Genomic DNA, 22,088 nt, shown 5'->3' on the forward strand with positions numbered 1-22,088 from the left:
CGCAACCGCCCACGAGTCGCCCCTTGGCACCCGTGGGGAAAAGCGACCACCCCCATGTGTCCACCCCGTTCCCCGTGGGGCAAAGCGGCGGATTCGTGGGGAAAAGCGGCGCGACTCGGGCTTTCCCCATGGGGTTAAGCGGCGACTCAACTAATAAGTCTAACAACTAACCGTCGATTAGCCCGGTCGCCTAACCCCACATTGACTCCGGCGCCCGCCGCTCACCAGGATGCCACAACATCCGGGCGGGGCGGCGATGGGCGACATACACAGGCTGGTGATCGAACATGGGCGGGACAAGGCGCGCGCCCTGGTTCGGCCCGAGGATCGGACGCTGGTGGACATCGCCGCCGACATCCTGGCGGACGAGAACCAGCATCTCGGCATCACCTACAGCGGCTTCTGCCTGACCAGCCTGCCGCACAAGAAGCTGGCCGACGACGCCCCCTGGGAAAAGCGCGGCCATCAGGTGACGCTGCTGGTCGAACCGGGACGGCTGAAGGTGAACGGCAAGGTGAAGCTGTTCGGCGTGCCCTATGGCGCGCGGGCGCGGATGATCCTGATCTATCTGCAGACCCAGGCGGTGCGCACCGGCCGGCGCGAGGTGGAACTCGGCCGCTCCATGCGCGACTGGCTGACCCGCATGGGCATCAGCGTCGGCGGCGAGACCTTCCGCGGCTTCCGCGAGCAGTCTCTGCGCATCTCCGCCTGCACCCTGAAGTTCTTCTGGGACGGCGAGAACGCCGACGTGTTCGAGAAGGGCGGCATCGTCAAGCGCGGCCTGATCTTCCACGACGATCTCGGCGACGACCGCCAGGGCACGCTGTGGAACGACGTGGTCCAGTTGGACGAGACCTTCTTCCAGGCCCTGCGCGACCACCCGGTCCCGCTGCTGGAGGAGGCGGTGCGGCAGTTGAAGGACCGCTCGCTCAGCCTCGACCTCTATGTCTGGCTGGCCTACCGGCTGCATTCGCTGAGCCGGCCGCAGCCGATCTCCTGGCCGTCGCTCTACGCCCAGTTCGGCGCCGGCTACGACCAGATGAAGCACTTCAAGCCGCGCTTCGTGCAGGCCCTGCAATATGCCCTGGCCGCCTATCCGGACGCCAAGGTCGAACCGGCCGACGACGGCGTCGTCCTCCACCCCAGCCGCCCGCCCATCGCCCGCCTGCTGGCTTGAGTGCGTGGGGTTAAGCGACCGACCATGAGGTGTCGGCTGGCGAATGCCCCCACCTAACCTCCCCCGCTCTCAGCGGACCTACGGTCCGCCTGCCGCGTCAGCACAAAGCATGGCTTTGTCCGAGAGCTGGGCGGGGGAGGGACTGCCGCTGCCTTTCTGAACAAGCACTTGTCCCTCCCCCGCCCAGCGGGGGAGGGTTTAGGGTGGGGGTCTAACTCAGCACCACATGCCCTTGCCCGGTCGCTTCCCCCCACACCCGCCGATCCATTGACACACGTCATTGGACCGCCCTCCCCTCCCCCCTAAGATCGCCGCCAGTTCCCGATTCGGAGAGGCTCTGCCTTGGACGCCCTGTCGCTGCTGGATGCCGGACTGAACCAGTGTGCCGTGGTCATCGACCGTGACGGCGGACTGCTGCTGGCCCTGCTGACCGCCGGGCTGGTCGGCGGAACCACCCATTGCACCGGCATGTGCGGCCCCTTCGTGCTGGCGCAGGTCTCGGCGCGGCTGGAGCGGGTGCCGCTGTCGGCGATGTCTGAGTTCCGGCGCCTGACCGGGGCGGCCGTGCTGCCCTACCATGCCGGCCGGGCGACGACCTATGCGCTGATCGGTGCGCTTTCAGCCTCGGTGGCCGGCCATATCGGGGCGCTGCCCGGACTGCGCTGGCTGTCGGTGGCGCTGCTGGCGCTGGCGGCGCTGTTCTTCCTCGGCTACGCCGCGCGCAGCGTCCTGTCCTGGTTGCCGAAAGCGCCGTCGCTCGGTAAAGGCCGGCTGCAGAGCTGGTGGGGGAACCGGGTGTCCGGCCTCGCCCGGCCGCTGTTCGGCAATCCGACCGGCTGGCGCGGCTATGGGCTGGGGGTGGCGCTGGGCTTCATTCCCTGCGGGATGCTCTATGGCGCCATCGCGGTCGCCGCGGCGAGCGGCAGCGCCCTGACCGGTGCGCTCGGGATGACCGCCTTCGCGCTCGGAACGGTGCCGAGTCTGCTGGCGGTGGGGCTGGCCGGCCATGTCGCCGGCCGCACTTGGCGGACCGCCGTCGCCCGCGTCGCCCCGGCGATCATGCTGGTGAACGCCGGGGTGCTGGGCTGGATGGCCTGGAAGCTGGTTGCGTAAACCAGCCTCTCAGCCTGCTTCAGTGAATGCCGCCGCCCTTCAGCGCGTCGCCGAGCGGAAACTGCCCGCTGCCGGGCTTCAGCGGCTGCTGCTGGCTTTCGTGCGGCGACCAGCCGGCGAGATAGAGCACCTCGAAGGTCACCGGGATCCGCCCGTCCGGCTCGGCATAGAGCTGGGCATAGCGTTGGGCTGCATCGAACAGCATGGCGCGCGTGGCGGGAACCTTGCGCCGCGCCAGCACCGCGTTGGTCTCGCCCATGCCCCGCAGTTCGCGCATCAGGGCGAAGGCGTCGGAATAGGTCACGGTGATGACGTCGCTGTCGACCACCGGCAGGGCGAAGCCGGCACGTTGCAGCAACCCGCCGGCATCCTTGATCTCGGCGAAGGGCGACACGCGGGGGGAGACGCCGCCGGCCACCTCCATCTCCGCCTCGTACAGGCAGCGGCGCAGCTCGGCCAGCGTCTGGCCGCCCAGCATGGAGGCGCAGAAGAAGCCATCGGGCTTCAGCGCCTGCCTGATCTGCACCAGGGCACCCGGCAGGTCGTTGACCCAGTGCAGGCTGAGATTGCTGACCACCAGATCGAAGCTGCCGGGGGCGAAGGGCAGAAACTCCTCATCGGCGGCGATTGCGGGGTTGCCCGGACCGCCGGCGGCACGGGCGAAGTCCGGCGACAGGTCGCAGGCGACCAGCCGTTCGATCCCCTTGCGGCCTTTCAGGATGCGGCCCATCGCCCCGTCGTGGCAGCCGACGTCCAGCGCCAGCGGGAAGGGACGGATCACGTCCTCCAGCCGGTCGGCCAGCCGGTCGGCGATCTCCTCGAACAGGAAGGAATGGTCGGAGAATTCGGCGACGGCGCGGTCGCGGCGGCGGCGGACCAGCGCGCGGTCGAAGACGGTCATGCTGTCGGGGCTTGTCATGGCCGCACTATACCCCAGCCCGGCGGCACCACAACCGTGCTACACTCGCAGCCCAGCCACCATCTCCACGGCACCACCCCCGAACGGGTCGGCAAACCGGACAGGCATCCGTATGGGCATCGACGAGGCCATCGCCGTCAGCCACGAAGCGCTGATGGTCATCCTGAAGATCTCGCTGCCGCCGCTGGGTATCACCGCCCTGCTGTCGGCGGTGCTCATGCTGTTCCAGAGCGCCACCCATATCAACGAGCCCTCGCTGCAGCAGGACACCAAGTTCTTCGCCACGCTGCTGATCCTGTTCGTCACCGGCCCGGCGATCTATCTGGCTCTGCGCGACTACACCGGCGTGATCTTCGAACGCATCGCCATGCTGCAGTGACGGGACCGTCCGGATGCAGGCACCCGCCCCCTTGGCTGGACCCCTTGCCGGATTGGGCCGCGCCGCCGCAGGTGCCGCCGCCAGGCTGCTGGACGCGCTTCTGCCGCCGCGCTGCCTCAGCTGCGGCGAGGCGGTGGACCGGCAGGGGGGCCTGTGCGCGCGCTGCTGGAGCGGCCTGACCTTCATCGCCCCGCCGCTGTGCGCCTGCTGCGGCCTGCCCTTCGAGTATGAGGCGCAGGAGGGCGCCCTGTGCGGTGCCTGTGTGGCCGCCCGTCCTCCCTTCGCCCGCGCCCGCGCCGTTCTGGTCTATGACGACGGCAGCCGGCCGCTGGTGCTGGGCTTCAAGCATGGCGACCGCATCCATGCCGCCAAGGCCTACGGCGTCTGGCTGGCCCGCGCCGGGCGGGAGTTGCTGGAGGACGCCGACCGGCTGGTGCCGGTGCCGCTGCACCGCGGCCGGCTGTTCCACCGCCGTTACAACCAGGCCGCCCTGCTGGCGCAGGCGCTGTCGCGGCACAGCGGCGTGCCGGCCATCCCCGACCTGCTGGAACGGCGGCGTGCCACCCCGACCCAGGGCGGGCTGGACCGCCAGGGACGCCACCGCAACGTCAAGGGCGCCTTCCGCCTGCGGCCGGGCCTTTCGGTCGCGGGCAAGCGGCTGATTCTGGTCGACGACGTGCTGACCACCGGGGCGACGCTGGCGGAATGCACGCGCGTCCTGCTGCGCGCCGGGGCGGCCCGGGTGGATGTGCTGACGCTGGCCCGCGTGGTGCACCGCTGACGCTTGAAAAGGGCCGGGTTCGGCGATGCTGACCGGCGTTGCGCGCGGGCTGCAACGTCTGGCGCCCCTCGTGGGTTGACCTTATAGTTTCCCAACGTCCAAAAGGAGCCCAGCGGCATGGCCGACGTCGTCATCTACACCACGCCCTTCTGCCCCTACTGCATGCGGGCCAAGAGCCTGCTCGACGGCAAGGGCGTGACATACGAGGAAATCGACCTCTACGCCCAGCCCGGCCGCCGCAGCGAGATGATCGAGCGGTCGGAAGGCCGGACCACCGTCCCGCAGATCTTCATCGACGGGAAGCCCTATGGCGGCAGCGACGACATCCACGCGCTGGACCGCGCCGGCAAGCTCGATCCGCTGCTCGGCATCGCCGCATGAGCGAAGGCATCGTCGGCAGCGGCGTGCTGAAGGCCGCCTGCGTCCAGGTGAATGCGGGCACGGAGCTTGAGCCGAACCTGCGGGCGGCGGGCGACCTCGTCCGCCGCGCCCGCGACGCCGGAGCGGCCTTCATCGCGCTGCCGGAGAATGTCGGCTGGATCGTCCAGGGCCGCGACAAGACGATGCAGCGCGTCCGCAGCGAGGCGGAGCATCCCGGCATCCCCTTCTTCGCCGATCTGGCGCGGGAGACCGGTGCCTGGATCCTGGGCGGCACCCTGCATGTCCTGCTCGACGACGGGCGCGCCGCCAACCGCAGCCACCTGTTCGACGCCGGCGGGCGGATCGTCGCTTCCTACGACAAGATCCACATGTTCGACGTCACGCTGAAGAACGGCGAATCCTATCGCGAATCGGCCAGCTTCCGGCCGGGCGAGCGGGCCGTGGTGGCGTCCAGCCCGTGGGGCGGCATCGGCATGACCGTGTGCTACGACGTGCGCTTCGCCTATCTGTACCGGGCGCTGGCCAAGGCGGGGGCGTCGATCCTGACCGTGCCGGCCGCCTTCACCGTGCCGACCGGCCGCGCCCACTGGCACACGCTTCTGCGCGCCCGCGCCATCGAGACCGGCTGTTTCGTGATCGCCCCTGCCCAGACCGGCAGCCACGACCAGGGCCGCCAGACCTACGGCCATTCCCTGCTGATCGCGCCGTGGGGCGAGGTGCTGGCCGATGCCGGCACCGATGTCGGCTTCATCACCGCCGACCTCGACCTGGACCGGGTGGCGGAAGCCCGCGGCATGGTCCCGTCGCTGACCCACGACCGTGGCTTCGAGGTGGAGCGGGTGGGGTTCTGAGGCATCGGTTCCGATTCCTCAACGCCCCTCCTGCGTCAGCCGCAGCCACGCCATGGCCACGGCCAGCGCGGTGCCGATTGCCCCCTCGGGGCGGACCGGCAGGTCGAGATCGCGGATCATGCTGTCCAGCCGCAGGTCGACCGCATGCTTCACCGCGTTGCGGATCTTGCGGTCGTAATAGAGGCCCGACACCTCCACCCGCTCCTGCATCAGCGGGCGGCCGGTCAGCCGCTCCGCCATGGCGATGGAGAAGTCCAGGTAATAGCCGACCAGCGGCCGGTCGCCGATGAAGGCGTGCAGCCGGTCGCCGGCCTCCCCCAGCCCGCTGTCGCTGCCGGGATGGAGCAGCAGGGCGCTGCCGGTCAGGATGCGCGGCCCGCGGATGCGGATGGCGGCGAAGGCCAGCGGCCTTGCGGCCTCCAGGTCGAAACCGGTCGCCTCGCAATGGATCGCCACGCGTTCGCGCCTGTCGCCGTGACGGTCGATGTCGGTGTGGGTTGACTGGACCATCGCCGCCTCAGTGATTCAGGCGGAAATGGTGGGCGATCAGCTCCTTGAAGCTTTTCACCAGCGCCAGACAGTCCTTGAACTGGTCGTGGTCGAGCTTGCCCAGCCGGTCGGGGTAAACGAGGTTGTCGATCGCCAGCTCCGCCCCCTCCTCCGCCCCTTCGGTGTCCTGGGGCAGATCGACGCGCGCCTTCAGCCGGATGGTCGACAGGATGGTGAAGGCCTCCACCAGATCCCCGGCCATCTTGCGGTCCAGCGCCCCCAGTTCGGCCAGCACCTGGATGCGCTCCACCGTGTTGGTCTCCGCCCGGTGCTTTTCCAGGGCCAGCGCCCGCACGCCATGGACGATGGGGAAGATGCCGGCCTTCTTGATGTCCACCGGCTCCCCCCGCCGCCGGTCGAACAGGGCGGCGAACAGGCCGCTCGGCGTGTCGAAGGACAGGGTCGGGCGGGCGAACTGGGTGAAGAACATCTGGTTGTCCTGCAGCCGGCCCAGCAGATAGTCCTTCGCGTCCTGCAGCAGCGCGGGATCGCCGGCCACCGGGGCGGCGTCGTAGAAGATGGCGAGGTTCATCTGCGCCGTCTCGTCCGGGCGATGGATCCAGCTGAAGATCGCATCCTTGTAGCCGGCGAGCGGCCGCGTCCACTCCGGGTTGGACAGCATGATGTTGCCCGGACAGGGCGGATAGCCGAACTCCACCAGATGGCGGGTGAACTCGGCGGCGATGCGCGGCAGGTCGGGGCAGTCGAAGCCGTCGCGCAGGATCAGGCCGTTGTCCTGGTCGGTCTTCAGCAGCTGCTCGCCGCGCCCTTCGCTGCCCATCACGATCAGGCAGCTGTTCGCCAGCAGCTCCGGCGGGGCCAGCAGTTCGAACAGCTTGCGGAAGATGCGGCGGTTCAACTCCGTCACCAGATCGGCGATGAAGGACACCTTGACCCCGGTGGCGTGCAGGGTGCGGATCAGCTCGACGATGGAGCGGCTGGCCCGGCGCAGGTCGTCGGGCCCGGTCGCATGCTCCACCTGCACGCCGATGACCTGGGAATGGTTGGACAGCACCGCCAGCAGGTCGCTTTGCCCCAACAGCCCGACGACGGCCCCGTTCTCCGTCACCACGACGCGGCGCACCGCATGCTTGGTCATCAGGACCAGCGCGTTGAACAGCAGGTCGTCGCGGTCCAGCGTCAGCAGGCCGTAGCGGGCGAGCGGCCCGACCGGGTCGGTCACCGGCCGGCCGTCCAGCACCACCAGATCGCGCAGGTCGGTGCCGGTCAGGATGCCGGTCTGCCCGTCAGCCCCGCGCACCAGGACGCTGCTGGCGCGGTTCTGCCGCATCGCCTCGGCCGCGTCGCGCAGGCTGGCGGCGGCCTCCACGAACAGCGGCGGGTGCAGGTAGGCCTGCCGGATGCGGGCCATGGTCAACGCCGCCATCTCGCGGTTGGACCTCTCGGCCGCCAGATCGCGCATGCGCTGGGCGAAGTCGCCGAGGATGGCGGTGCCGAAGGCGGGATTCTCGGCGGCCAGCGCCTCCAGCGCCGCACGCGGGATCAGATGGCAGACGCACTCCTCGACCGCGACGAAGCGGCGGGCGCCGGCGCCGATGCCGTCCCCTCCCACCGAACCATACAGCGCCTGCAGGCCGAAGCGGTCACCCGGCCCATGGAGAGCCGTCACATCGCCGCCGCGGCGTTCCTGCACGGTCCCGCGCAAGACGACGAACAGCGAGTCGGTCGGCTCCTCCCGGCAGAGGATCACGGCCTCGCGCGGATAGAGCGCGATGTCCAGCGCGCCGGCCAGCGCCGCGCGCTGATCCGCCGTCAGCAGATCGAAAGGGTGCCGGCCGAAATCGAAGTCCGGGGAGGCGGTCGGCGTCGCGTGCTGCACGGGCGGGCTCCGTCACAGGAGGGCGGGGCATAAAAAAGCGCCCCCGGATCGCATCCGGAGGCGCTTTTCAGGATACACCCGCCGGGCGTGATGCCGGAAGCGGGTGCGACATTTGGCGGCGTGGTTCGCTCACCGCACGGGCTGGAGCTTTTTCCCGGAGGGGAAGGGATGCCTCCCCCGGTGGGAGGAAGGGATGCGGTGCGAGACGCGATCCCTTCCGTTCTTCTTCTTGGCGCTTTGCCCGTTTTCTTCGTTCGGCAGGTGGCCTTAGTGGGCGGAGGCACCCTCGGCACCCAGGCCGGTCTGCGACCGGATGTACTGGGCTTCGAAGTCTTTGCGCTCCTTCTGGGCCTGCGCGCTGTTGTCGGTGATCGAGAAGAACCAGATGCCGACGAAGGCGATGATGATCGAGAACAGGCCGGGGTTGTCGTAGGGGAAGAGCGCGGCCGGGTTGCCCAGAACCGCCTTCCACACCGTCGGACCCAGGACCAGCATCGTGACCGCCGACACCAGGCCCAGCGTGCCGCCGATGACGGCGCCGCGGGTGGTCATCTTGTTCCAGAACATCGACATCAGCAGGATCGGGAAGTTGGCCGAAGCGGCGATGACGAAGGCCAGGCCGACCATGAAGGCGACGTTCTGGTTCTCGAAGGCGATGCCCAGCACGATCGACAGGATGCCGATGACGACCGTGGTGATCTTCGAGACGCGGATTTCGTCGGCCTCGTTCACGCGGCCCTTGGCGAAGACCGAGGCGTAGAGGTCATGGGAGACAGCAGAGGCGCCGGCCAGCGTCAGACCCGCGACCACCGCCAGGATGGTGGCGAAGGCGACCGCCGAGATGAAGCCGTAGAACAGGTCGCCGCCGACCGCATGGGCGGTGTGGATGGCCGCCATGTTGGTGCCGCCGATGACATTGGCGATCACCGCCTTGGCGCCGGCCGCCGGGGCCGCCGTCAGGAAGGGATAGGCGCCGGTGGCGTCGGGGGCCAGGATCATCAGGATGGCGCCGAAGCCGATGATGAAGGTCAGGATGTAGAAGTAGCCGATGAAGCCGGTGGCGTAGAAGACCGACTTGCGGGCTTCCTTGGCGTCGGCGACGGTGAAGAAGCGCATCAGGATGTGCGGCAGGCCGGCGGTGCCGAACATCAGCGCCATGCCCAGCGAGATGGCCGAAATCGGATCGCTGATCAGCGCGCCCGGCGACATGATCGCCAGACCCTTCGGGTGGATGTCGACGGCGGCCTTGAACATCGCCTCGGGGCTGAAGCCGAACTTCGCCAGGATCATGAAGGCCATGAAGGAGGCGCCGGACAGCAGCATCACCGCCTTGATGATCTGCACCCAGGTGGTCGCCAGCATGCCGCCGAAGGTCACGTAGCCGATCATCAGCACGCCGACGATGATGACGGCGACCAGATAGTCGAGGCCGAACAGCAGCTGGATCAGCTTGCCGGCACCCACCATCTGGGCGATCAGGTAGAAGGTGACGGTCGCCAGCGAGCCGCAGGCCGACAGGGTGCGGATCGGCGTCTGCTGGAAGCGGTAGGAGGCGACGTCGGCGAAGGTGTACTTGCCGAGGTTGCGCAGCCGTTCCGCGATCAGGAACAGGATGATCGGCCAGCCGACCAGCCAGCCCACCGAGAAGATCAGGCCGTCGAAGCCGTTGGCGTACACCAGGCCGGCGATGCCCAGGAAGGACGCGGCCGACATGTAGTCGCCGGCGATGGCCAGACCGTTCTGGAAGCCGGTGATGCCGCCGCCGGCGGCGTAGAAGTCCTTGGCCGACTTCGTCCGGCGGGCGGCCCAGAAGGTGATGCCCAGCGTCAGGAGGACGAAGATCAGGAACATGATGATGGCGGACCAGTTCGTCGCCTGCTTGGTCACCGGGCCTTCGACGGCGGCGGCGTAAGCGGAGGCGGGAACCAGCGCGCCCGCCATGGCGGCCAAGGCGGCAGCCGGGGCGGCGATGCGGGTGGTGGCTGCGCGGATCACTTCGATTCCTCCAGGATCTGGCGGTTCAGCTCGTCGAATTCGCCGTTCGCCCGGTAGACGTAGATGCCGGTCAGGATGAAGGCGGACACGATGGTGAAGACGCCGACCGGAATGCCCCAGGTCGTGACGCCGGAGCCGATCGGCGTGCCCAGGAAGGTCTTCCCGAACGCCACCAGCAGAATGAAACCGAAATAGATGACCAGCATGGCAATCGACAAAGTCCAGGCGAAGGCGGACCGTTTCGCCACCAGTTCCTGGAACTTCGGATTGTTCAAAATCCGTTGTGCGCTTTGATTCATGTGCGTCCCCTCATCGAGTGCCGGCAATTTTTCGGCTGTCCTTCAGACACCGTCTGCGGAACAGTCCGGCATTTGCCGTCCGGGCGGTCGCGTCCGGGTTTCTCCCCGTAATTCGTACGCCCTTGACCTGCCCAATTGTTTGATACAGATCATTGTTGGGCGCACCCCCTACCTTGGTCGATGGGATGGCGCGTCGGGCGGGGGCGATCTCCCGGTAATCCCCGGGAATTCAAGCTCGGGCCGGGCTGCGGCGGCATACGGAAAAGGCGCCCCCGTTTCCGGGCGCGCCTTGCAAATTGTCAGTTTTTCAAATGGTTTCGTTCGGAATCAGTGGTGCCGCCCCATCCGGTCCGGCCGCCGCATCCCTCAGGAATCGCTCCGCGGGATCCATGGAATGCGGTGAAATGTCACACCTTCCTCGTGGAGTTCGGCGACCTCGTCGTCCGACGCCTCGCCATAGATGCCGCGGGGGTCCGTCTCGCCGTAATGGATGCGCCGCGCCTCTTCGGCGAAGCGGTCGCCGACATAATCGCAGTTCTTCTCCACGCTGCGCCGCACCTCGGTCAGCTGCCGCATCACCTCGGCCACCGCCTCGCGCTGGGCGTCGTTCAGGCTGGGCGGCAGGGCGGCGACCATGTCGGCGGCGCTGGGCAGCGGAACCGGGGCGGGAATCGGCACCGGCATGGCGGCGGGCGCAAGGGAAGGGGCATGGCCGGGAACGGCGGCGGAAACGGCCGCCGGCGGGGCGGCGGCCGCGACGGCTTCGGCCTGTTCGCGCGCACGGTCGGCGGCCTTGGCGACGCCCTTGGCGATGCGCGGGGCCATCGGCGCCTTGCCGACGACGGTGTCGCCGCAGATCGGGCAGGCGATCTGGTGCGCCGCCGCCTGTTCGTCATAGGCGGCACCGTTGCGGAACCACGCCTCGAACCGATGGTCGGCCGAGCATCTCAACGCGAAGAGGATCATATCCCCACAAGCCCCAAACTAACCCGCAGCAGGAAGGTCCGCCCCGGTGCGCCGGTCCGGGTTGCGGCGCGACTCGGGATTTGTCCTAATTCAGCACGGCCGGGCCGCGCCGTCAAACGCCGCCCGGTCCTGTCGTCCATACCACCTGTGATATCGTTTCCGCGACCGCCAAAGGAAAGTCCGCAAAGGGAAATCCGACCATGCCCACGCCCCACCCGCTTTCGCCTCCCTCCCCCTGGGTGGAGCGCTTCGCCCCGCTGGTGCGGGCGGGCGGCCCGGTGCTCGACCTCGCCTGCGGCGGCGGGCGTCATCTGCGGCTGTTCCACCGGCGCGGCCATCCGGTGGTCGGGCTGGACCGCGACCTCGGCGGCGTCGCCGACCTGGAAGGCGGCGCGAACGTCACCCTGATCCAAGCCGATCTGGAGAACGGCGACTCGGGCAGCCACACCCCCTCCCTGCCGACCGCCGGCCGCTTCGCCGGGATCGTCGTCACCAACTACCTGCACCGTCCGCTCTTCCCCGCCATCCTGGCGGCGCTGGAGCCGGGCGGCGTGCTGATCTACGAGACCTTCGCCGACGGCAACGCCCGCTTCGGCCGGCCGTCCTCCCCCGACTTCCTGCTGCGCCGCGGCGAGTTGCTGGAGGCGGTGCGCGGCACGCTTCAGGTGGTCGCCTTCGAACAGGGCGAGATATCGATGCCCAGGCCCGCGGTCGTGCAGCGGATCTGCGCCGTCGCCGGTGACGATCCGCTGCCGCTCTGACGCATCCTTACTCGTCGCTGTCGTCGGCGGGCTTCTGCTCTCCACGGATGCGGCGGCGACGGTCGGCGTTGCGCATGATCTGCCGGCCGTGGCGGTGCTGGGCCGGCGCCTCCAGCGGGCCGCCGGGACGCACCGGACGCTCGGCGAAGCGACCCAGCGAGATCATGCGGTCGTACATCACCAGCGCCCCGGCGACGCCGACATTGATGCAGAAGGACATCGGGATCTTGACCACATGGTCGCAGCGCGCCAGCAGGGCCGGTGACAGGCTGTCGCGCTCCGGCCCCAGCACATAGGCGGCGCGGGACGGGTGGCGGAAGCTGGGCAGCTCCACCGCGTCGTCGGTCAGTTCCACCCCGACCAGCATGCAGTCCCTGGGCAGGGTGAAGTCGGAGACCCGCTCGTGGATGTAGAGCGGCAGGTGCAGCGTGGCGCCCGAGGTGTCGACCAGCTTCGTCTCCCGCAGATCCGGCTCCGGATCGATGGCGAAGAAGAAGGAGGCGCCGAAGGCATGGGCGGTGCGCATCAGGTTGCCGACATTGCCCGGCTTGCTGATCCGCTCCACCCCGATTCCGAAATAACCACGCATGAAGAACCCGCTGATCTAAGTAGGGAGATGACCGGGCGGGAGCTTGCCGCCACCGTCCGCCCGAGGCAAGCTTGCCGGCATGAGCCAAGACCATACCCACGACCACTCCTGCTGCGGTGGGGATCACCACCACGGCCATTCCCACCACCATGGCCATTCCCACCCTCATGGTGAGGGCGCCGAGGGCCGCGCCGACCTGTCCGGTCCTGCGGAAAGCCCGATCACCGTCGAGGTGACGCGCGGCAGCCTGGTGGAGTCGGTCCACCGCGCCCGCGCCTGCATCGTCGATGCCGGCGGCCATGTGCTGGCGCGCTGGGGCGACATCGACGCGCCCGTCTACCCACGCTCCGCCATCAAGTCGCTGCAGGCCATCCCGCTGGTGGAAAGCGGCGCGCTCGACGCCTTCGGGCTGGGGGACGAGGAACTGGCGCTCGCCTGCTCCTCCCACAATGGCGAGGCGCGGCATACCGAACTGGTGCGGTCCTGGGCGGAGCGGGTCGGGTTGACGCTCGACGATTACGAATGCGGCGCTCAGATCCCCTACGATCCCGCCACCGCCGAGGATCTGGTCCGTCGCGGCGAGGCGCCGACCGCCTTCCACAACAACTGCTCCGGCAAGCACAGCGGCTTCCTGACCACGGCGAAGCACAAGGGCGAGCGGCTGAAGGGTTATGTCCGCTACGAACACCCGGTCCAGCAGCGTATCCTGGGCGTGATGGAGCAGATGACCGGCCAGGACCTGTTCGGCGCGCCTTGGGGCGTCGACGGCTGTTCCATCCCCACCGTCGGCATCCCGCTGGGCGCCATCGCCTATGCCATGGCCCGCATTGCCGACCCGGTCGACCTGCCCGACGCGCGGGCCGCGGCCGTCACCCGCATCGCCGCCGCCTGGGCAAGCACCCCTTCCTGATCGGCGGCACCGGCACCTTCGACACCGCGCTGATGGAGGCGGCCGGCGGCGCCGTCCTGGTCAAGGGCGGGGCCGAGGGGGTCGGCTGCGCCGTGATCCCGGAGCAGGGCATCGGCATCGCGCTGAAGATCGAGGACGGTGCCGCCCGCGCCCGCGAGGTGGCTCTGGCCGCGCTGATCCGCTCGACCGGGGCGCTGACCGACGCGCAATGGGCACAGGTGCCTCAACTGCTGACCGCGCCCCTGCTGAACCGCGCCGGCGCCCGGGTTGGCGAGGTGCGTGCCGCGGCGGGGTGGCCCGTCTGAGGCACCGACGGAACGTCATCGGGCGGCTGTCATCGGATGGGCGCGGTGCTATGGTCGCCGCGCCCGTTCCTTATGAGCAGTCCCCCATGAGCATCGACGACCTGCGTGCCCAGTACGAAGCCTATCCCTACCCGGCGCGCAACCCGGCCGACGAGTCGAAGCGCCTGATCACCGGCTCGCCCAGCCATCTGGACGAACTGGTCCATCATGTCTTCGGCGGCCGGATCGACCATTCCAAGCCGCTGCGCGTGCTGGTGGCCGGGGGCGGCACGGGGGACGGCACCATCATGCTGGCACAGCAGATGGCCGATGCCGGCAACCCCGGCCGCATCACCTACATCGACCTGTCCGACGCCAGCCGCGCCATCGCCGAGGCGCGGGCCAAGGCGCGCGGCCTGACCAACATCGACTTCCAAAGGGGCTCGCTGCTGGAACTCGACGGGATGGGGCCGTTCGACTACATCGACTGCTGCGGCGTGCTGCACCATCTGGACGACCCGTCGGCGGGGCTGCGCTCGCTGGCCGGCGCGCTGGCGCCCGGCGGCGGCATCGGCATCATGGTCTACGCCCCCTATGGCCGCACCGGCGTCTACCCGATGCAGGAGGCCCTGCGCGGCATGACCGAAGGCTTGCCGCCGGCCGAGAAGGTGGCGCTGGCCCGCCGGCTGATCCAGGCCTTGCCGCCGACCAACTGGCTGCTGAACAACCCGCACATCAGCGACCACCGCTTGGCCGACGCCAACCTCTACGACCTGCTGCTGCACAGCTGCGACCGTCCCTACAGCGTGCCGCAACTGGCGGAGCTGGCGGACAGCGCCGGGCTGGCCATCGCGACGCTGATCGACCCGCTGCGTTACGAGCCGTCGCTGTGGGTCAAGGACGCCCGCGTGCTGAAGCGGCTGGAGGGGATGGACCCGCTGGAGCGCGCCGCCTGGACCGAGCGCATCACCGGCGCCTTCACCAAGCACATCGCCTATCTGCTGCGCCCCGCCGACCTGGACGCCGCCCGCATCCTGCCGGACGGGCCGGAGGTGGTCCCGGTGCTGCGCGACATCGACGGCCCCACCGTCGCGAAGAATGTCCCGCCCGGCGGCAGCCTGGAATTCGACCTGATGGGCAGCGTGGTGGCGCTGCCCCTGCCCCGGCTGGCCGGCCCGATCCTGTCTAGGGTCGACGGGAAGACCAGCCTGGGCGCCCTGCACGCCGCCATCGAACCGACGACGAAGGTAACCTGGGAGCAGTTCCTCACCCAGTTCCGCCAGCTGTTCGACGCGCTGGGCGGCCTGGGCAAGATGCATCTGCGGCAGGATTGATCCCCCTCTCCCGCCCCGGGAGAGGGAGGGGCCCGCCGAAGGCGGGAGGGTGAGGGGCATTCCGAACATGGATTTATGATCCTTGTCCAACCCCTCACCCTTCCCATGCTCCGCATGGGCCCCTTCCCTCTCCCGGGGCGGGAGAGGGTATCAACTCACCCCCGCAGCACGGACACCGCGGCGTCCAGCGCCTTGGTCAGCCGGTCGAAGGTCTCGTGGATTTCCGCCTCGGAGATCACCAGCGGCGGGCAAAGCGCGATGGAATCGCCCATGGCGCGGACGATCAGGCCATTCTCCTGGGCGAGGCCATTGACCAGCGCACCGGCACGGCCGGGCGGATCGAAGGGTGTCTTGGTCGGCTTGTCCGCCACCAGTTCCAGCGCGCCGATCAGGCCGGTGCCGCGGGCCTCGCCGACCAGCGGATGCTCCGCCAGCGCCTTCAGACGCGACTGGAAGGCCGGGGCGACCGAGCGGACATGGCCGACGATGTCGCGCTCCTCGTAGATCTTCAGCGTTTCCAGCGCCACCGCCGCCGCCACCGGGTGGGCGGAGTAGGTGTAGCCATGGCCGAAGGTGCCGATCTTCCGGCTCTCGTCGACGCAGGCGCGATAGACCGCGTCCGACACCATGACGGCGGAGATCGGCAGATAGCCCGACGACAGCTGCTTGGCGCAGGTCAGGATGTCCGGCTGCATGCCCATGGTCTGGCTGCCCCAGAAATTGCCGGTGCGGCCGAAGCCGCAGATCACCTCGTCGGCGACCAGCAGGATGTCGTATTTCTTCAACACCGGCTGGATCTTGGCGAAGTAGGTCGCGGGCGGCACCACGACGCCGCCGGCGCCCATGATCGGCTCGGCGAACATGGCGGCGATGGTGTCCGGCCCCTCGGCCAGGATCAGCGCCTCCAGCTGTTCGGCGAGGCGGGTGGCGAAGGCATCCTCGCTCTCGCTCTCAAGGGCGTTGCGGTAGTGGTGCGGGCAGTCGCCATGGAGGATGCGGGCGATGGGCAGGTCGAAGTCGCGGTGGTTGTTGGGCAGCCCGGTCAGGCTGGCGGTAGCCACCGTCACGCCGTGATAGGCACGCTGGCGCGAGAGGATCTTCTTCTTCTCCGGCCGGCCGAGCGCGTTGTTGTAGTACCAGATCAGTTTGATCGCGGTGTCGTTGGCTTCCGAACCCGAATTGGCGAAGAAGACCTTCGACATCGGCACCGGCGCCAGCCCGATCAGCTTTTCCGCCAGATCGATTCCCGGCTCATGCGACTTGTGGCCGAAGATGTGATAGCTGGACAGCTGCCGCATCTGCTTGGCGGCCGCCTGCACCAGCCGCTCCTCCCCCCAGCCGAGCGAGACGCACCACAGGCTGGCCATCCCCTCGATGTAATCCCGGCCGCCGTCGTCGAAGACGCGGACACCCTCGCCGCGCTCGATGATCATCGGCCCCTGCGTCTCGTGGACGTCCAGGTTGGTGTAGGGATGGAGGATGAATGCCTTGTCGCGACTGGCGGCGGAGTTGCCGACGGTGCTGCCCGGAGCGGTCATGGAAAGGGTCTTCCTGTTCGGTCTTGTCGGGTTCGTTCCCCCGCCGTCCGGTCGAGGTCCGCCGGGGGTGTTCGATTTGTTAAACAGTACCGCCGATCATACGCACAGTTCGGCCACTCCACAAACCTGCTTCCTGGTCATCCGTGCCATGCGTGCAAGACGCTGGCGGGAGGTTCGACCCGATGGGACAGCTTGACCCGAACGACCGGAGGGAGAGACCGCCTTGCCCACGCTTTATGGCCCCACGCTCTATGGCATGCCCAGCACCGCCGCGATGGCCCCGCACATCCTGCTGCGTGAGATCGGCCGGCCCTTCGACCTCGTGCTGCTCGACCGCGAGAAGGGGGAGCACAAGAGCGCCGCCTATCTGGCGCTGAACCCGCACGGCCGGGTGCCGACGCTGGTGGACGGCGATCTGGTGCTGTATGAGGCCGCCGCCATCTGCCTGCATCTGGCCGACACGCACCCGGAGGCGAAGCTCGCCCCGGCGGTCGGCACGACCGAGCGGGCGGAGTTCTACAAGTGGCTGGTCTACCTGACCAACAGCGTCCAGGCGGAGATGCTGCTGTACTTCTACCCCGAACGCCATGTCGAGGGCGCAGAGGCGCAGGCCACCTTCAAGGCGGCGACGGAGGCCCGGCTGAACGGCCATTTCGATGGGCTGGACCGGGCGCTGGCGGGGCGTACGTGGCTACTAGGCGACACGTACAGCGCGGCCGACCCGTACCTGTTCATGCTGTGCCGCTGGACCCGCTTCATGGGACGGCCGGCACGTACGTTCGCCAACCTGGGTCCGTACCTCGCCCGTGTGCTGGAGCGCCCGGCGGTAAAGGCGACGTTCGAGGCGGAAGGGCTGGCGGCGCCGTATTACTAAAACGCCCTCTCCCGCCCCGGGAGAGGGAAGGGGCCCAAGCGAAGCTTGGGAAGGGTGAGGGGTGATCCAAGGCTCAGTAATCCATGTCCGGATCGCCCCTCACCCTCCCGCCTTCGGCGGGTCCCTCCCTCTCCCGGGACGGGAGAGGGGATTTCAATGTCGACCGCTCACCCCTTGCGAACCAACCCGCTGACCGGCTGGCCGTCGATGGTCAGCGAACCGCCTTCCGCACCGACCGTCACGGTCTGGCCATCCTTGATGCGGCCTTCCAGGATCAGGGTCGCCATCGGGTTCTGCAACTCGCGCTGGATCACCCGCTTCAGCGGACGCGCGCCGTAGACCGGGTCGTAACCGGCCTCGGCCAGCCATTCGGTCGCGGCCTCGTCCACCGTCAGCGTGATCTCGCGGTCGGCGAGCATCTTGGTCAGGCGGCCGAGCTGGATCTTGACGATGCCGCCCATATGCCGGCGGTCGAGCCGGTGGAACAGCAGGATCTCGTCCAGGCGGTTCAGGAACTCCGGCCGGAAATGGGCGCGGACGGCCTCCATCACCTCCTCGCGCACGGCGCCGCTGTCCTGGCCCTCCGGCTGCTCGGCCAGCGCCTGCGAGCCGAGGTTGGAGGTCATGATGATGACGACGTTGCGGAAATCGACCGTGCGGCCCTGCCCGTCGGTCAGACGGCCGTCGTCCAGCACCTGCAGCAGCACGTTGAAGACGTCCGGGTGGGCCTTCTCCACCTCGTCGAACAGCACGACCTGATAGGGCCGGCGGCGCACCGCCTCGGTCAGCGCCCCGCCTTCCTCATAGCCGACATAGCCCGGAGGCGCGCCGATCATGCGGGCGACGGAGTGCTTTTCCATGTATTCCGACATGTCGAGCCGGACCATCGCCGTCTCGTCGTCGAACAGGAATTCGGCCAGCGCCTTGGTCAGCTCGGTCTTGCCGACGCCGGTCGGACCGAGGAACAGGAAGGAACCGATGGGACGGTTCGGGTCCTGCAACCCGGCCCGCGCCCGGCGCACGGCGTTGGACACGGCGACGATCGCCTCGTCCTGGCCGATGACCCGGCCGCGCAGCTTGTCCTCCATCGCCAGCAGCTTCTCGCGCTCGCCGGCCAGCATCTTGTCGACCGGCACGCCGGTCCAGCGGCTGACCACCGCGGCGATGTCGCCGTCGCGCACCTCCTCGTTCAGCATGCGGCTGCTGGCATGCTCCTCGGCTTCCTTCAAAGCCTTTTCCAGGCCCGGAATGACGCTGTAGGTCAGCTCGCCCGCGCGGCCCCAGTTGCCGTCGCGCTGCGCCGTCTCCAGCTCGGTGCGGGCCTTCTCCAAATCCTCCTTGATCTTCTGCGCGCCCTGCAGTTGGTCCTTCTCGGCCTGCCACTTGGCGGTCAGCTCGGCCGACTCCTGCTCCAGGTCGGACAGCTCACGCTCCAGGTTGACCAGCCGGTCGCGCGACGCGGAGTCCTGCTCTCGCTTCAGCGCTTCACGCTCGATCTTCAATTGGATGATGCGGCGGTCCAGCTCGTCGATGGCCTCCGGCTTGCTGTCCACCGCCATGCGCAGGCGGCTCGCCGCCTCGTCGATCAGGTCGATGGCCTTGTCGGGCAGGAAGCGGTCGGTGATGTAGCGGTTGGACAGGGTCGCCGCCGACACGATGGCGCTGTCGGTGATGCGCACGCCATGGTGCACTTCATAGCGCTCCTTCAGGCCGCGCAGGATGGAGATGGTGTCCTCCACCGTCGGCTCCGACACGAAGACCGGCTGGAAGCGCCGGGCCAGCGCCGCGTCCTTCTCGATATATTTGCGGAACTCGTCCAGCGTGGTGGCGCCGACGCAGTGCAGCTCGCCGCGCGCCAGCGCGGGCTTCAGCATGTTGGAGGCGTCCATCGCGCCGTCCGACTTGCCGGCGCCGACCAGCGTGTGCAGCTCGTCGATGAAGACGACGATCTCGCCGGCCGCCGCCTGGATTTCCGACAGCACGGCCTTCAGCCGCTCCTCGAACTCGCCGCGATACTTCGCTCCGGCCACGAGCGCGCCGAGGTCGAGCGACAGCAGCTGCTTGTTCTTCAGCCCTTCCGGCACGTCGCCCTTGACGATGCGCTGGGCCAGCCCCTCGACGATGGCGGTCTTGCCGACGCCGGGCTCGCCGATCAGCACCGGGTTGTTCTTGGTGCGGCGGGCCAGCACCTGGATGGTGCGGCGGATTTCCTCGTCGCGGCCGATCACGGGGTCGAGCTTGCCGTCGCGTGCCGCGGCGGTCAGGTCGCGCGCATACTTCTTCAGCGCGTCATAGCCCTGCTCGGCACTGGCGCTGTCGGCGGTGCGGCCCTTGCGGATGTCGTTGATGGCGGTGTTCAGCGCCTGCGGCGTCACGCCGGCCGACTTCAGCGCTTTGCCCGACGGGGTGCCGTCGGCCATGGCCAGCGCCAGCAGGATGCGTTCGGCGGTGACGAAGCTGTCGCCAGCCTTCTCGGCCACCTTTTCGGCCTGCTCGAACAGGCGGGACAGCTCGGGCGTCAGGTAGAGCTGACCGGCGCCGCTGCCCTCGACCTTCGGCAGCTTGTCCAGTTCGGCATCGACCGCCGACAGGGCCGCCTTCGGGTCGCCGCCCGCCGCACGGATCAGGTTGGCGGCAAGGCCTTCCTTGTCGTCCAGCAGGGTCTTCAGCAGATGTTCCGGGGTCAGGCGCTGATGCCCGCGGCGCACGGCCAGGGTCTGCGCGGCCTGGATGAACCCGCGACTACGCTCGGTGTATTGCTCGAAATCCATGATGCTCCCCTCATCTCCCGTCGACCGTCCGCTAGGCAGCCCGGTCAACTCGATCCACATGTCAGTGCGATCCGCAAGGATGCTGCGGGAGATGTAGGCAGGGCCGGAGGTCATGCAAGACCATCGGCGTGGAAAGGTTATCGGGAGAGAAAAGCCGCCATGCCCACCTCGTCCCGACCGCTTAGGACCGTAAGAAAGGGGTAGTGCGTGACCCGCCGATTGCCCCCCTACACGGCGACTGCCCGCCCCGGCTAGACTGCCGCCTGCCTGCCTTCCGCCGGTCTCCCCGCCCCGGATACCCACCATGACCGATCTGGCCAGTTCCGCCACCCGCCCCACCACGCGCACCGCCACCGACGTGAAGCCCGCAACAACGCCCGCGGGCCAAGCCATGCCGCGGACCATGACGGCGCGGCTGCTGCGCCTCGCCTGGAGCCTGCGCGGGCTCTGGCACCGGATCGCACGCCCGCTGACCATGGGGGTGCGGGCGATCATCCTCGACGAGTCGGACCCGGCAGCCCCGCGCGTGCTGCTGATCCGCCACAGCTATGTCGGCGGCTGGCATCTGCCCGGCGGCGGCGTCGGGCGAGGGGAGACGTTGGTCGACGCCATGCGCCGCGAGGTGCGGGAGGAGGTCGGGCTGATCGCCGACCGGCCCGCTCAGCCTTTCGGCATCTATGCCCGCTTCCGCAACGGGGCGAGCGACCATGTGGCGGTCTTCGTGGTGCGCGGCTGGAGCGGCACGCCGAAGGCGGACGGGGTGGAGATCGTCGAGACCCGCTTCTTCCCGATCGACCGGCTTCCGGCGGAGCTATCTCCGGCCACCGGGCGGCGGCTGGAGGAATTTCTCGGGCACCACCCCGTCGCCGAACGCTGGTAGCGGCACCAGATCATTGCGGTGGAGTTGGCGGTCCCGGGATACCCCCACCGCCTTTCCCCCAGCCGTAGCGTGAGAAACAGGCACCGCATCGGTTGACAGGGACGCTCCGGCCCTTTCATTGTGCAGTGCAATGAACGCCACACTGACCGCCATCCGCCGCTATCCCGTCAAGGGCATGAGCGGCCAGAACCTGACCGCCACCGACCTGACCGCCGGACAGGCGATCCCGTTCGACCGCCGTTACGGGCTGCTGCACGGCCCGGCCGCACTGGACACCGAGACGGAAGGCTGGCGCTTTCCGTCCGATTTCTTCACGCTGGACCGCACGGAAAAGCTGGCGGCGCTGCAGACGGAGTTCGACGAGGAGACGCGCGCGCTGATCATCCGCCGCGGCGGCCGGCAGGTGTCGCGCGGCCGGCTGGACCAGCCGATGGGCCGCACGCTGCTTGAGCAGTTCTTCGCCGCCTATCTGGCCGGCATCGTCCCCGGCATGCCCCGCCTGATCGAGGCGCAGCACGGCGCCTTCGGCGACAGCGAGGAGCCGTCGGTCACCCTGCTGAACCTCGCCAGCCTGCGCGATCTGGAGGAGCGGATCGCCAAGCAGCCGGTCGATCCCCGCCGCCTGCGCGCCAACCTGCTGCTGGACGGCATCGATCCGTGGACGGAACGCGGCTGGATCGGCCGGACCGTGACCGTGGGTGCCGCAACGCTGGAGGTGGTGGAGGCGCTGGACTGTACGCCCGGCAACGATGTGAACCCGGACAGCGGCGTCGCCGACCTCAGCCTGCCGACCATCATGGAGCGCGGCTACGGCCACGGCCAGATCCTGCTGCGCGCCCGCGTGACCGGCGGCGGCCGGATCGCAGTAGGCGACCCGGTCACGCCGGCCGAATAACC

The 22,088-nt window shown here is 68.8% G+C and carries 20 protein-coding genes and 1 pseudogene; 12 read left to right on the top strand and 9 right to left on the bottom strand.

Annotated elements, in window-relative coordinates:
- Positions 1 to 256: 256 nt before the first annotated feature.
- Positions 257 to 1,177, top strand: coding sequence for a replication protein RepA (locus F1643_RS01365; protein WP_063635493.1), 921 nt, complete (start codon positions 257 to 259; stop codon positions 1,175 to 1,177).
- Between the two features lie 342 nt (positions 1,178 to 1,519).
- Positions 1,520 to 2,290: a sulfite exporter TauE/SafE family protein gene (locus F1643_RS01370; RefSeq protein WP_194909983.1), complete on the top strand. Its 771-nt coding sequence runs from the start codon at positions 1,520 to 1,522 to the stop codon at positions 2,288 to 2,290.
- Positions 2,291 to 2,309: 19 nt separating this feature from the next.
- Here the strand turns inward: F1643_RS01370 and F1643_RS01375 are convergent, their stop codons facing one another.
- A complete protein-coding gene (locus F1643_RS01375; protein ID WP_194909985.1) occupies positions 2,310 to 3,209 on the bottom strand; it encodes a methyltransferase domain-containing protein in 900 nt (299 codons plus the stop codon).
- A 112-nt stretch (positions 3,210 to 3,321) separates the two neighbouring features.
- On the opposite strand from F1643_RS01375, the gene F1643_RS01380 reads away from it, so the two are divergent.
- The 4 genes from F1643_RS01380 (at position 3,322) to F1643_RS01395 (ending at position 5,601) form a co-directional block, all read left to right on the top strand.
- A complete protein-coding gene (locus tag F1643_RS01380) occupies positions 3,322 to 3,588 on the top strand; it encodes a flagellar biosynthetic protein FliQ (protein WP_194909987.1) in 267 nt (88 codons plus the stop codon).
- Between the two features lie 13 nt (positions 3,589 to 3,601).
- Positions 3,602 to 4,369, top strand: a complete 768-nt coding sequence (locus F1643_RS01385; RefSeq protein ID WP_255542279.1) for a ComF family protein — start codon at positions 3,602 to 3,604, stop codon at positions 4,367 to 4,369.
- A 117-nt stretch (positions 4,370 to 4,486) separates the two neighbouring features.
- Positions 4,487 to 4,750 carry a glutaredoxin 3 gene (gene grxC, locus F1643_RS01390; protein WP_014248998.1) on the top strand — a complete coding sequence of 88 codons (264 nt, stop codon included), beginning with the start codon at positions 4,487 to 4,489 and terminating at the stop codon, positions 4,748 to 4,750.
- The gene (locus F1643_RS01395; RefSeq protein WP_194909989.1) at positions 4,747 to 5,601 is read left to right on the top strand and encodes a carbon-nitrogen hydrolase family protein; all 855 of its coding nucleotides are present in this window, start codon (positions 4,747 to 4,749) and stop codon (positions 5,599 to 5,601) included. Before grxC ends, F1643_RS01395 begins: the two co-directional genes overlap by 4 nt.
- Before the next feature lie 18 nt (positions 5,602 to 5,619).
- Here F1643_RS01395 and F1643_RS01400 read toward each other — a convergent pair whose 3' ends face one another.
- The 5 genes from F1643_RS01400 to F1643_RS01420 form a co-directional block, all read right to left on the bottom strand.
- A complete protein-coding gene (locus F1643_RS01400; protein ID WP_194909991.1) occupies positions 5,620 to 6,111 on the bottom strand; it encodes a DNA polymerase III in 492 nt (163 codons plus the stop codon).
- Between the two features lie 7 nt (positions 6,112 to 6,118).
- Positions 6,119 to 7,990 carry a DUF294 nucleotidyltransferase-like domain-containing protein gene (locus F1643_RS01405; protein WP_194910002.1) on the bottom strand — a complete coding sequence of 624 codons (1,872 nt, stop codon included), beginning with the start codon at positions 7,988 to 7,990 and terminating at the stop codon, positions 6,119 to 6,121.
- A gap of 267 nt (positions 7,991 to 8,257) precedes the next feature.
- Complete coding sequence (locus F1643_RS01410; RefSeq protein ID WP_194910161.1) at positions 8,258 to 9,931, bottom strand: cation acetate symporter; 1,674 nt, start codon at positions 9,929 to 9,931, stop codon at positions 8,258 to 8,260.
- 50 nt (positions 9,932 to 9,981) lie between these two features.
- Positions 9,982 to 10,284, bottom strand: a complete 303-nt coding sequence (locus F1643_RS01415; protein WP_194910004.1) for a DUF485 domain-containing protein — start codon at positions 10,282 to 10,284, stop codon at positions 9,982 to 9,984.
- Between the two features lie 366 nt (positions 10,285 to 10,650).
- Positions 10,651 to 11,250, bottom strand: coding sequence for a DUF1178 family protein (locus F1643_RS01420; protein WP_194910007.1), 600 nt, complete (start codon positions 11,248 to 11,250; stop codon positions 10,651 to 10,653).
- Between the two features lie 200 nt (positions 11,251 to 11,450).
- Between F1643_RS01420 and F1643_RS01425 the strand changes: the two genes are divergently transcribed.
- Positions 11,451 to 12,011, top strand: a complete 561-nt coding sequence (locus tag F1643_RS01425) for a bifunctional 2-polyprenyl-6-hydroxyphenol methylase/3-demethylubiquinol 3-O-methyltransferase UbiG (protein WP_194910009.1) — start codon at positions 11,451 to 11,453, stop codon at positions 12,009 to 12,011.
- A gap of 7 nt (positions 12,012 to 12,018) precedes the next feature.
- On the opposite strand, the gene F1643_RS01430 is transcribed toward F1643_RS01425, so the two are convergent.
- The gene (locus F1643_RS01430) at positions 12,019 to 12,600 is read right to left on the bottom strand and encodes an RNA methyltransferase (RefSeq protein WP_194910011.1); all 582 of its coding nucleotides are present in this window, start codon (positions 12,598 to 12,600) and stop codon (positions 12,019 to 12,021) included.
- A 79-nt stretch (positions 12,601 to 12,679) separates the two neighbouring features.
- Here F1643_RS01430 and F1643_RS01435 point away from each other — a divergent pair.
- Positions 12,680 to 13,815: pseudogene (locus F1643_RS01435) on the top strand (asparaginase).
- A gap of 86 nt (positions 13,816 to 13,901) precedes the next feature.
- The gene (locus F1643_RS01440) at positions 13,902 to 15,128 is read left to right on the top strand and encodes a bifunctional 2-polyprenyl-6-hydroxyphenol methylase/3-demethylubiquinol 3-O-methyltransferase UbiG (protein ID WP_194910013.1); all 1,227 of its coding nucleotides are present in this window, start codon (positions 13,902 to 13,904) and stop codon (positions 15,126 to 15,128) included.
- A 155-nt stretch (positions 15,129 to 15,283) separates the two neighbouring features.
- Here F1643_RS01440 and F1643_RS01445 read toward each other — a convergent pair whose 3' ends face one another.
- Positions 15,284 to 16,666 carry an aspartate aminotransferase family protein gene (locus tag F1643_RS01445; protein ID WP_194910015.1) on the bottom strand — a complete coding sequence of 461 codons (1,383 nt, stop codon included), beginning with the start codon at positions 16,664 to 16,666 and terminating at the stop codon, positions 15,284 to 15,286.
- A 223-nt stretch (positions 16,667 to 16,889) separates the two neighbouring features.
- Here F1643_RS01445 and F1643_RS01450 point away from each other — a divergent pair, with 223 nt between their 5' ends.
- Positions 16,890 to 17,540 carry a glutathione S-transferase family protein gene (locus F1643_RS01450; RefSeq protein WP_255542280.1) on the top strand — a complete coding sequence of 217 codons (651 nt, stop codon included), beginning with the start codon at positions 16,890 to 16,892 and terminating at the stop codon, positions 17,538 to 17,540.
- Positions 17,541 to 17,707: 167 nt separating this feature from the next.
- On the opposite strand, the gene clpB is transcribed toward F1643_RS01450, so the two are convergent.
- Complete coding sequence (clpB, locus tag F1643_RS01455; RefSeq protein ID WP_194910017.1) at positions 17,708 to 20,311, bottom strand: ATP-dependent chaperone ClpB; 2,604 nt, start codon at positions 20,309 to 20,311, stop codon at positions 17,708 to 17,710.
- A gap of 304 nt (positions 20,312 to 20,615) precedes the next feature.
- On the opposite strand from clpB, the gene F1643_RS01460 reads away from it, so the two are divergent.
- A complete protein-coding gene (locus F1643_RS01460; RefSeq protein WP_194910018.1) occupies positions 20,616 to 21,191 on the top strand; it encodes an NUDIX domain-containing protein in 576 nt (191 codons plus the stop codon).
- A gap of 130 nt (positions 21,192 to 21,321) precedes the next feature.
- A complete protein-coding gene (locus F1643_RS01465; RefSeq protein WP_194910019.1) occupies positions 21,322 to 22,086 on the top strand; it encodes an MOSC domain-containing protein in 765 nt (254 codons plus the stop codon).
- Positions 22,087 to 22,088: the final 2 nt, after the last annotated feature.

Origin of the sequence: Azospirillum sp. INR13 (genome assembly GCF_015390205.1) — a bacterium.
GTDB lineage: Bacteria > Pseudomonadota > Alphaproteobacteria > Azospirillales > Azospirillaceae > Azospirillum.

What these genes read in the sequence shown, in the direction of transcription:
- F1643_RS01430 (WP_194910011.1), bottom strand. Translation starts at nt 12,600, where the DNA reads ATGCGTGGTTATTTCGGAATCGGGGTGGAGCGGATCAGCAAGCCGGGC.
- F1643_RS01440 (WP_194910013.1), top strand. Translation starts at nt 13,902, where the DNA reads ATGAGCATCGACGACCTGCGTGCCCAGTACGAAGCCTATCCCTACCCG.
- F1643_RS01395 (WP_194909989.1), top strand. Translation starts at nt 4,747, where the DNA reads ATGAGCGAAGGCATCGTCGGCAGCGGCGTGCTGAAGGCCGCCTGCGTC.
- F1643_RS01445 (WP_194910015.1), bottom strand. Translation starts at nt 16,666, where the DNA reads ATGACCGCTCCGGGCAGCACCGTCGGCAACTCCGCCGCCAGTCGCGAC.
- F1643_RS01400 (WP_194909991.1), bottom strand. Translation starts at nt 6,111, where the DNA reads ATGGTCCAGTCAACCCACACCGACATCGACCGTCACGGCGACAGGCGC.
- grxC (WP_014248998.1), top strand. Translation starts at nt 4,487, where the DNA reads ATGGCCGACGTCGTCATCTACACCACGCCCTTCTGCCCCTACTGCATG.
- F1643_RS01460 (WP_194910018.1), top strand. Translation starts at nt 20,616, where the DNA reads ATGACCGATCTGGCCAGTTCCGCCACCCGCCCCACCACGCGCACCGCC.
- F1643_RS01380 (WP_194909987.1), top strand. Translation starts at nt 3,322, where the DNA reads ATGGGCATCGACGAGGCCATCGCCGTCAGCCACGAAGCGCTGATGGTC.
- F1643_RS01425 (WP_194910009.1), top strand. Translation starts at nt 11,451, where the DNA reads ATGCCCACGCCCCACCCGCTTTCGCCTCCCTCCCCCTGGGTGGAGCGC.
- clpB (WP_194910017.1), bottom strand. Translation starts at nt 20,311, where the DNA reads ATGGATTTCGAGCAATACACCGAGCGTAGTCGCGGGTTCATCCAGGCC.
- F1643_RS01465 (WP_194910019.1), top strand. Translation starts at nt 21,322, where the DNA reads ATGAACGCCACACTGACCGCCATCCGCCGCTATCCCGTCAAGGGCATG.
- F1643_RS01385 (WP_255542279.1), top strand. Translation starts at nt 3,602, where the DNA reads ATGCAGGCACCCGCCCCCTTGGCTGGACCCCTTGCCGGATTGGGCCGC.
- F1643_RS01375 (WP_194909985.1), bottom strand. Translation starts at nt 3,209, where the DNA reads ATGACAAGCCCCGACAGCATGACCGTCTTCGACCGCGCGCTGGTCCGC.
- F1643_RS01365 (WP_063635493.1), top strand. Translation starts at nt 257, where the DNA reads ATGGGCGACATACACAGGCTGGTGATCGAACATGGGCGGGACAAGGCG.
- F1643_RS01410 (WP_194910161.1), bottom strand. Translation starts at nt 9,931, where the DNA reads ATGGCGGGCGCGCTGGTTCCCGCCTCCGCTTACGCCGCCGCCGTCGAA.
- F1643_RS01420 (WP_194910007.1), bottom strand. Translation starts at nt 11,250, where the DNA reads ATGATCCTCTTCGCGTTGAGATGCTCGGCCGACCATCGGTTCGAGGCG.
- F1643_RS01415 (WP_194910004.1), bottom strand. Translation starts at nt 10,284, where the DNA reads ATGAATCAAAGCGCACAACGGATTTTGAACAATCCGAAGTTCCAGGAA.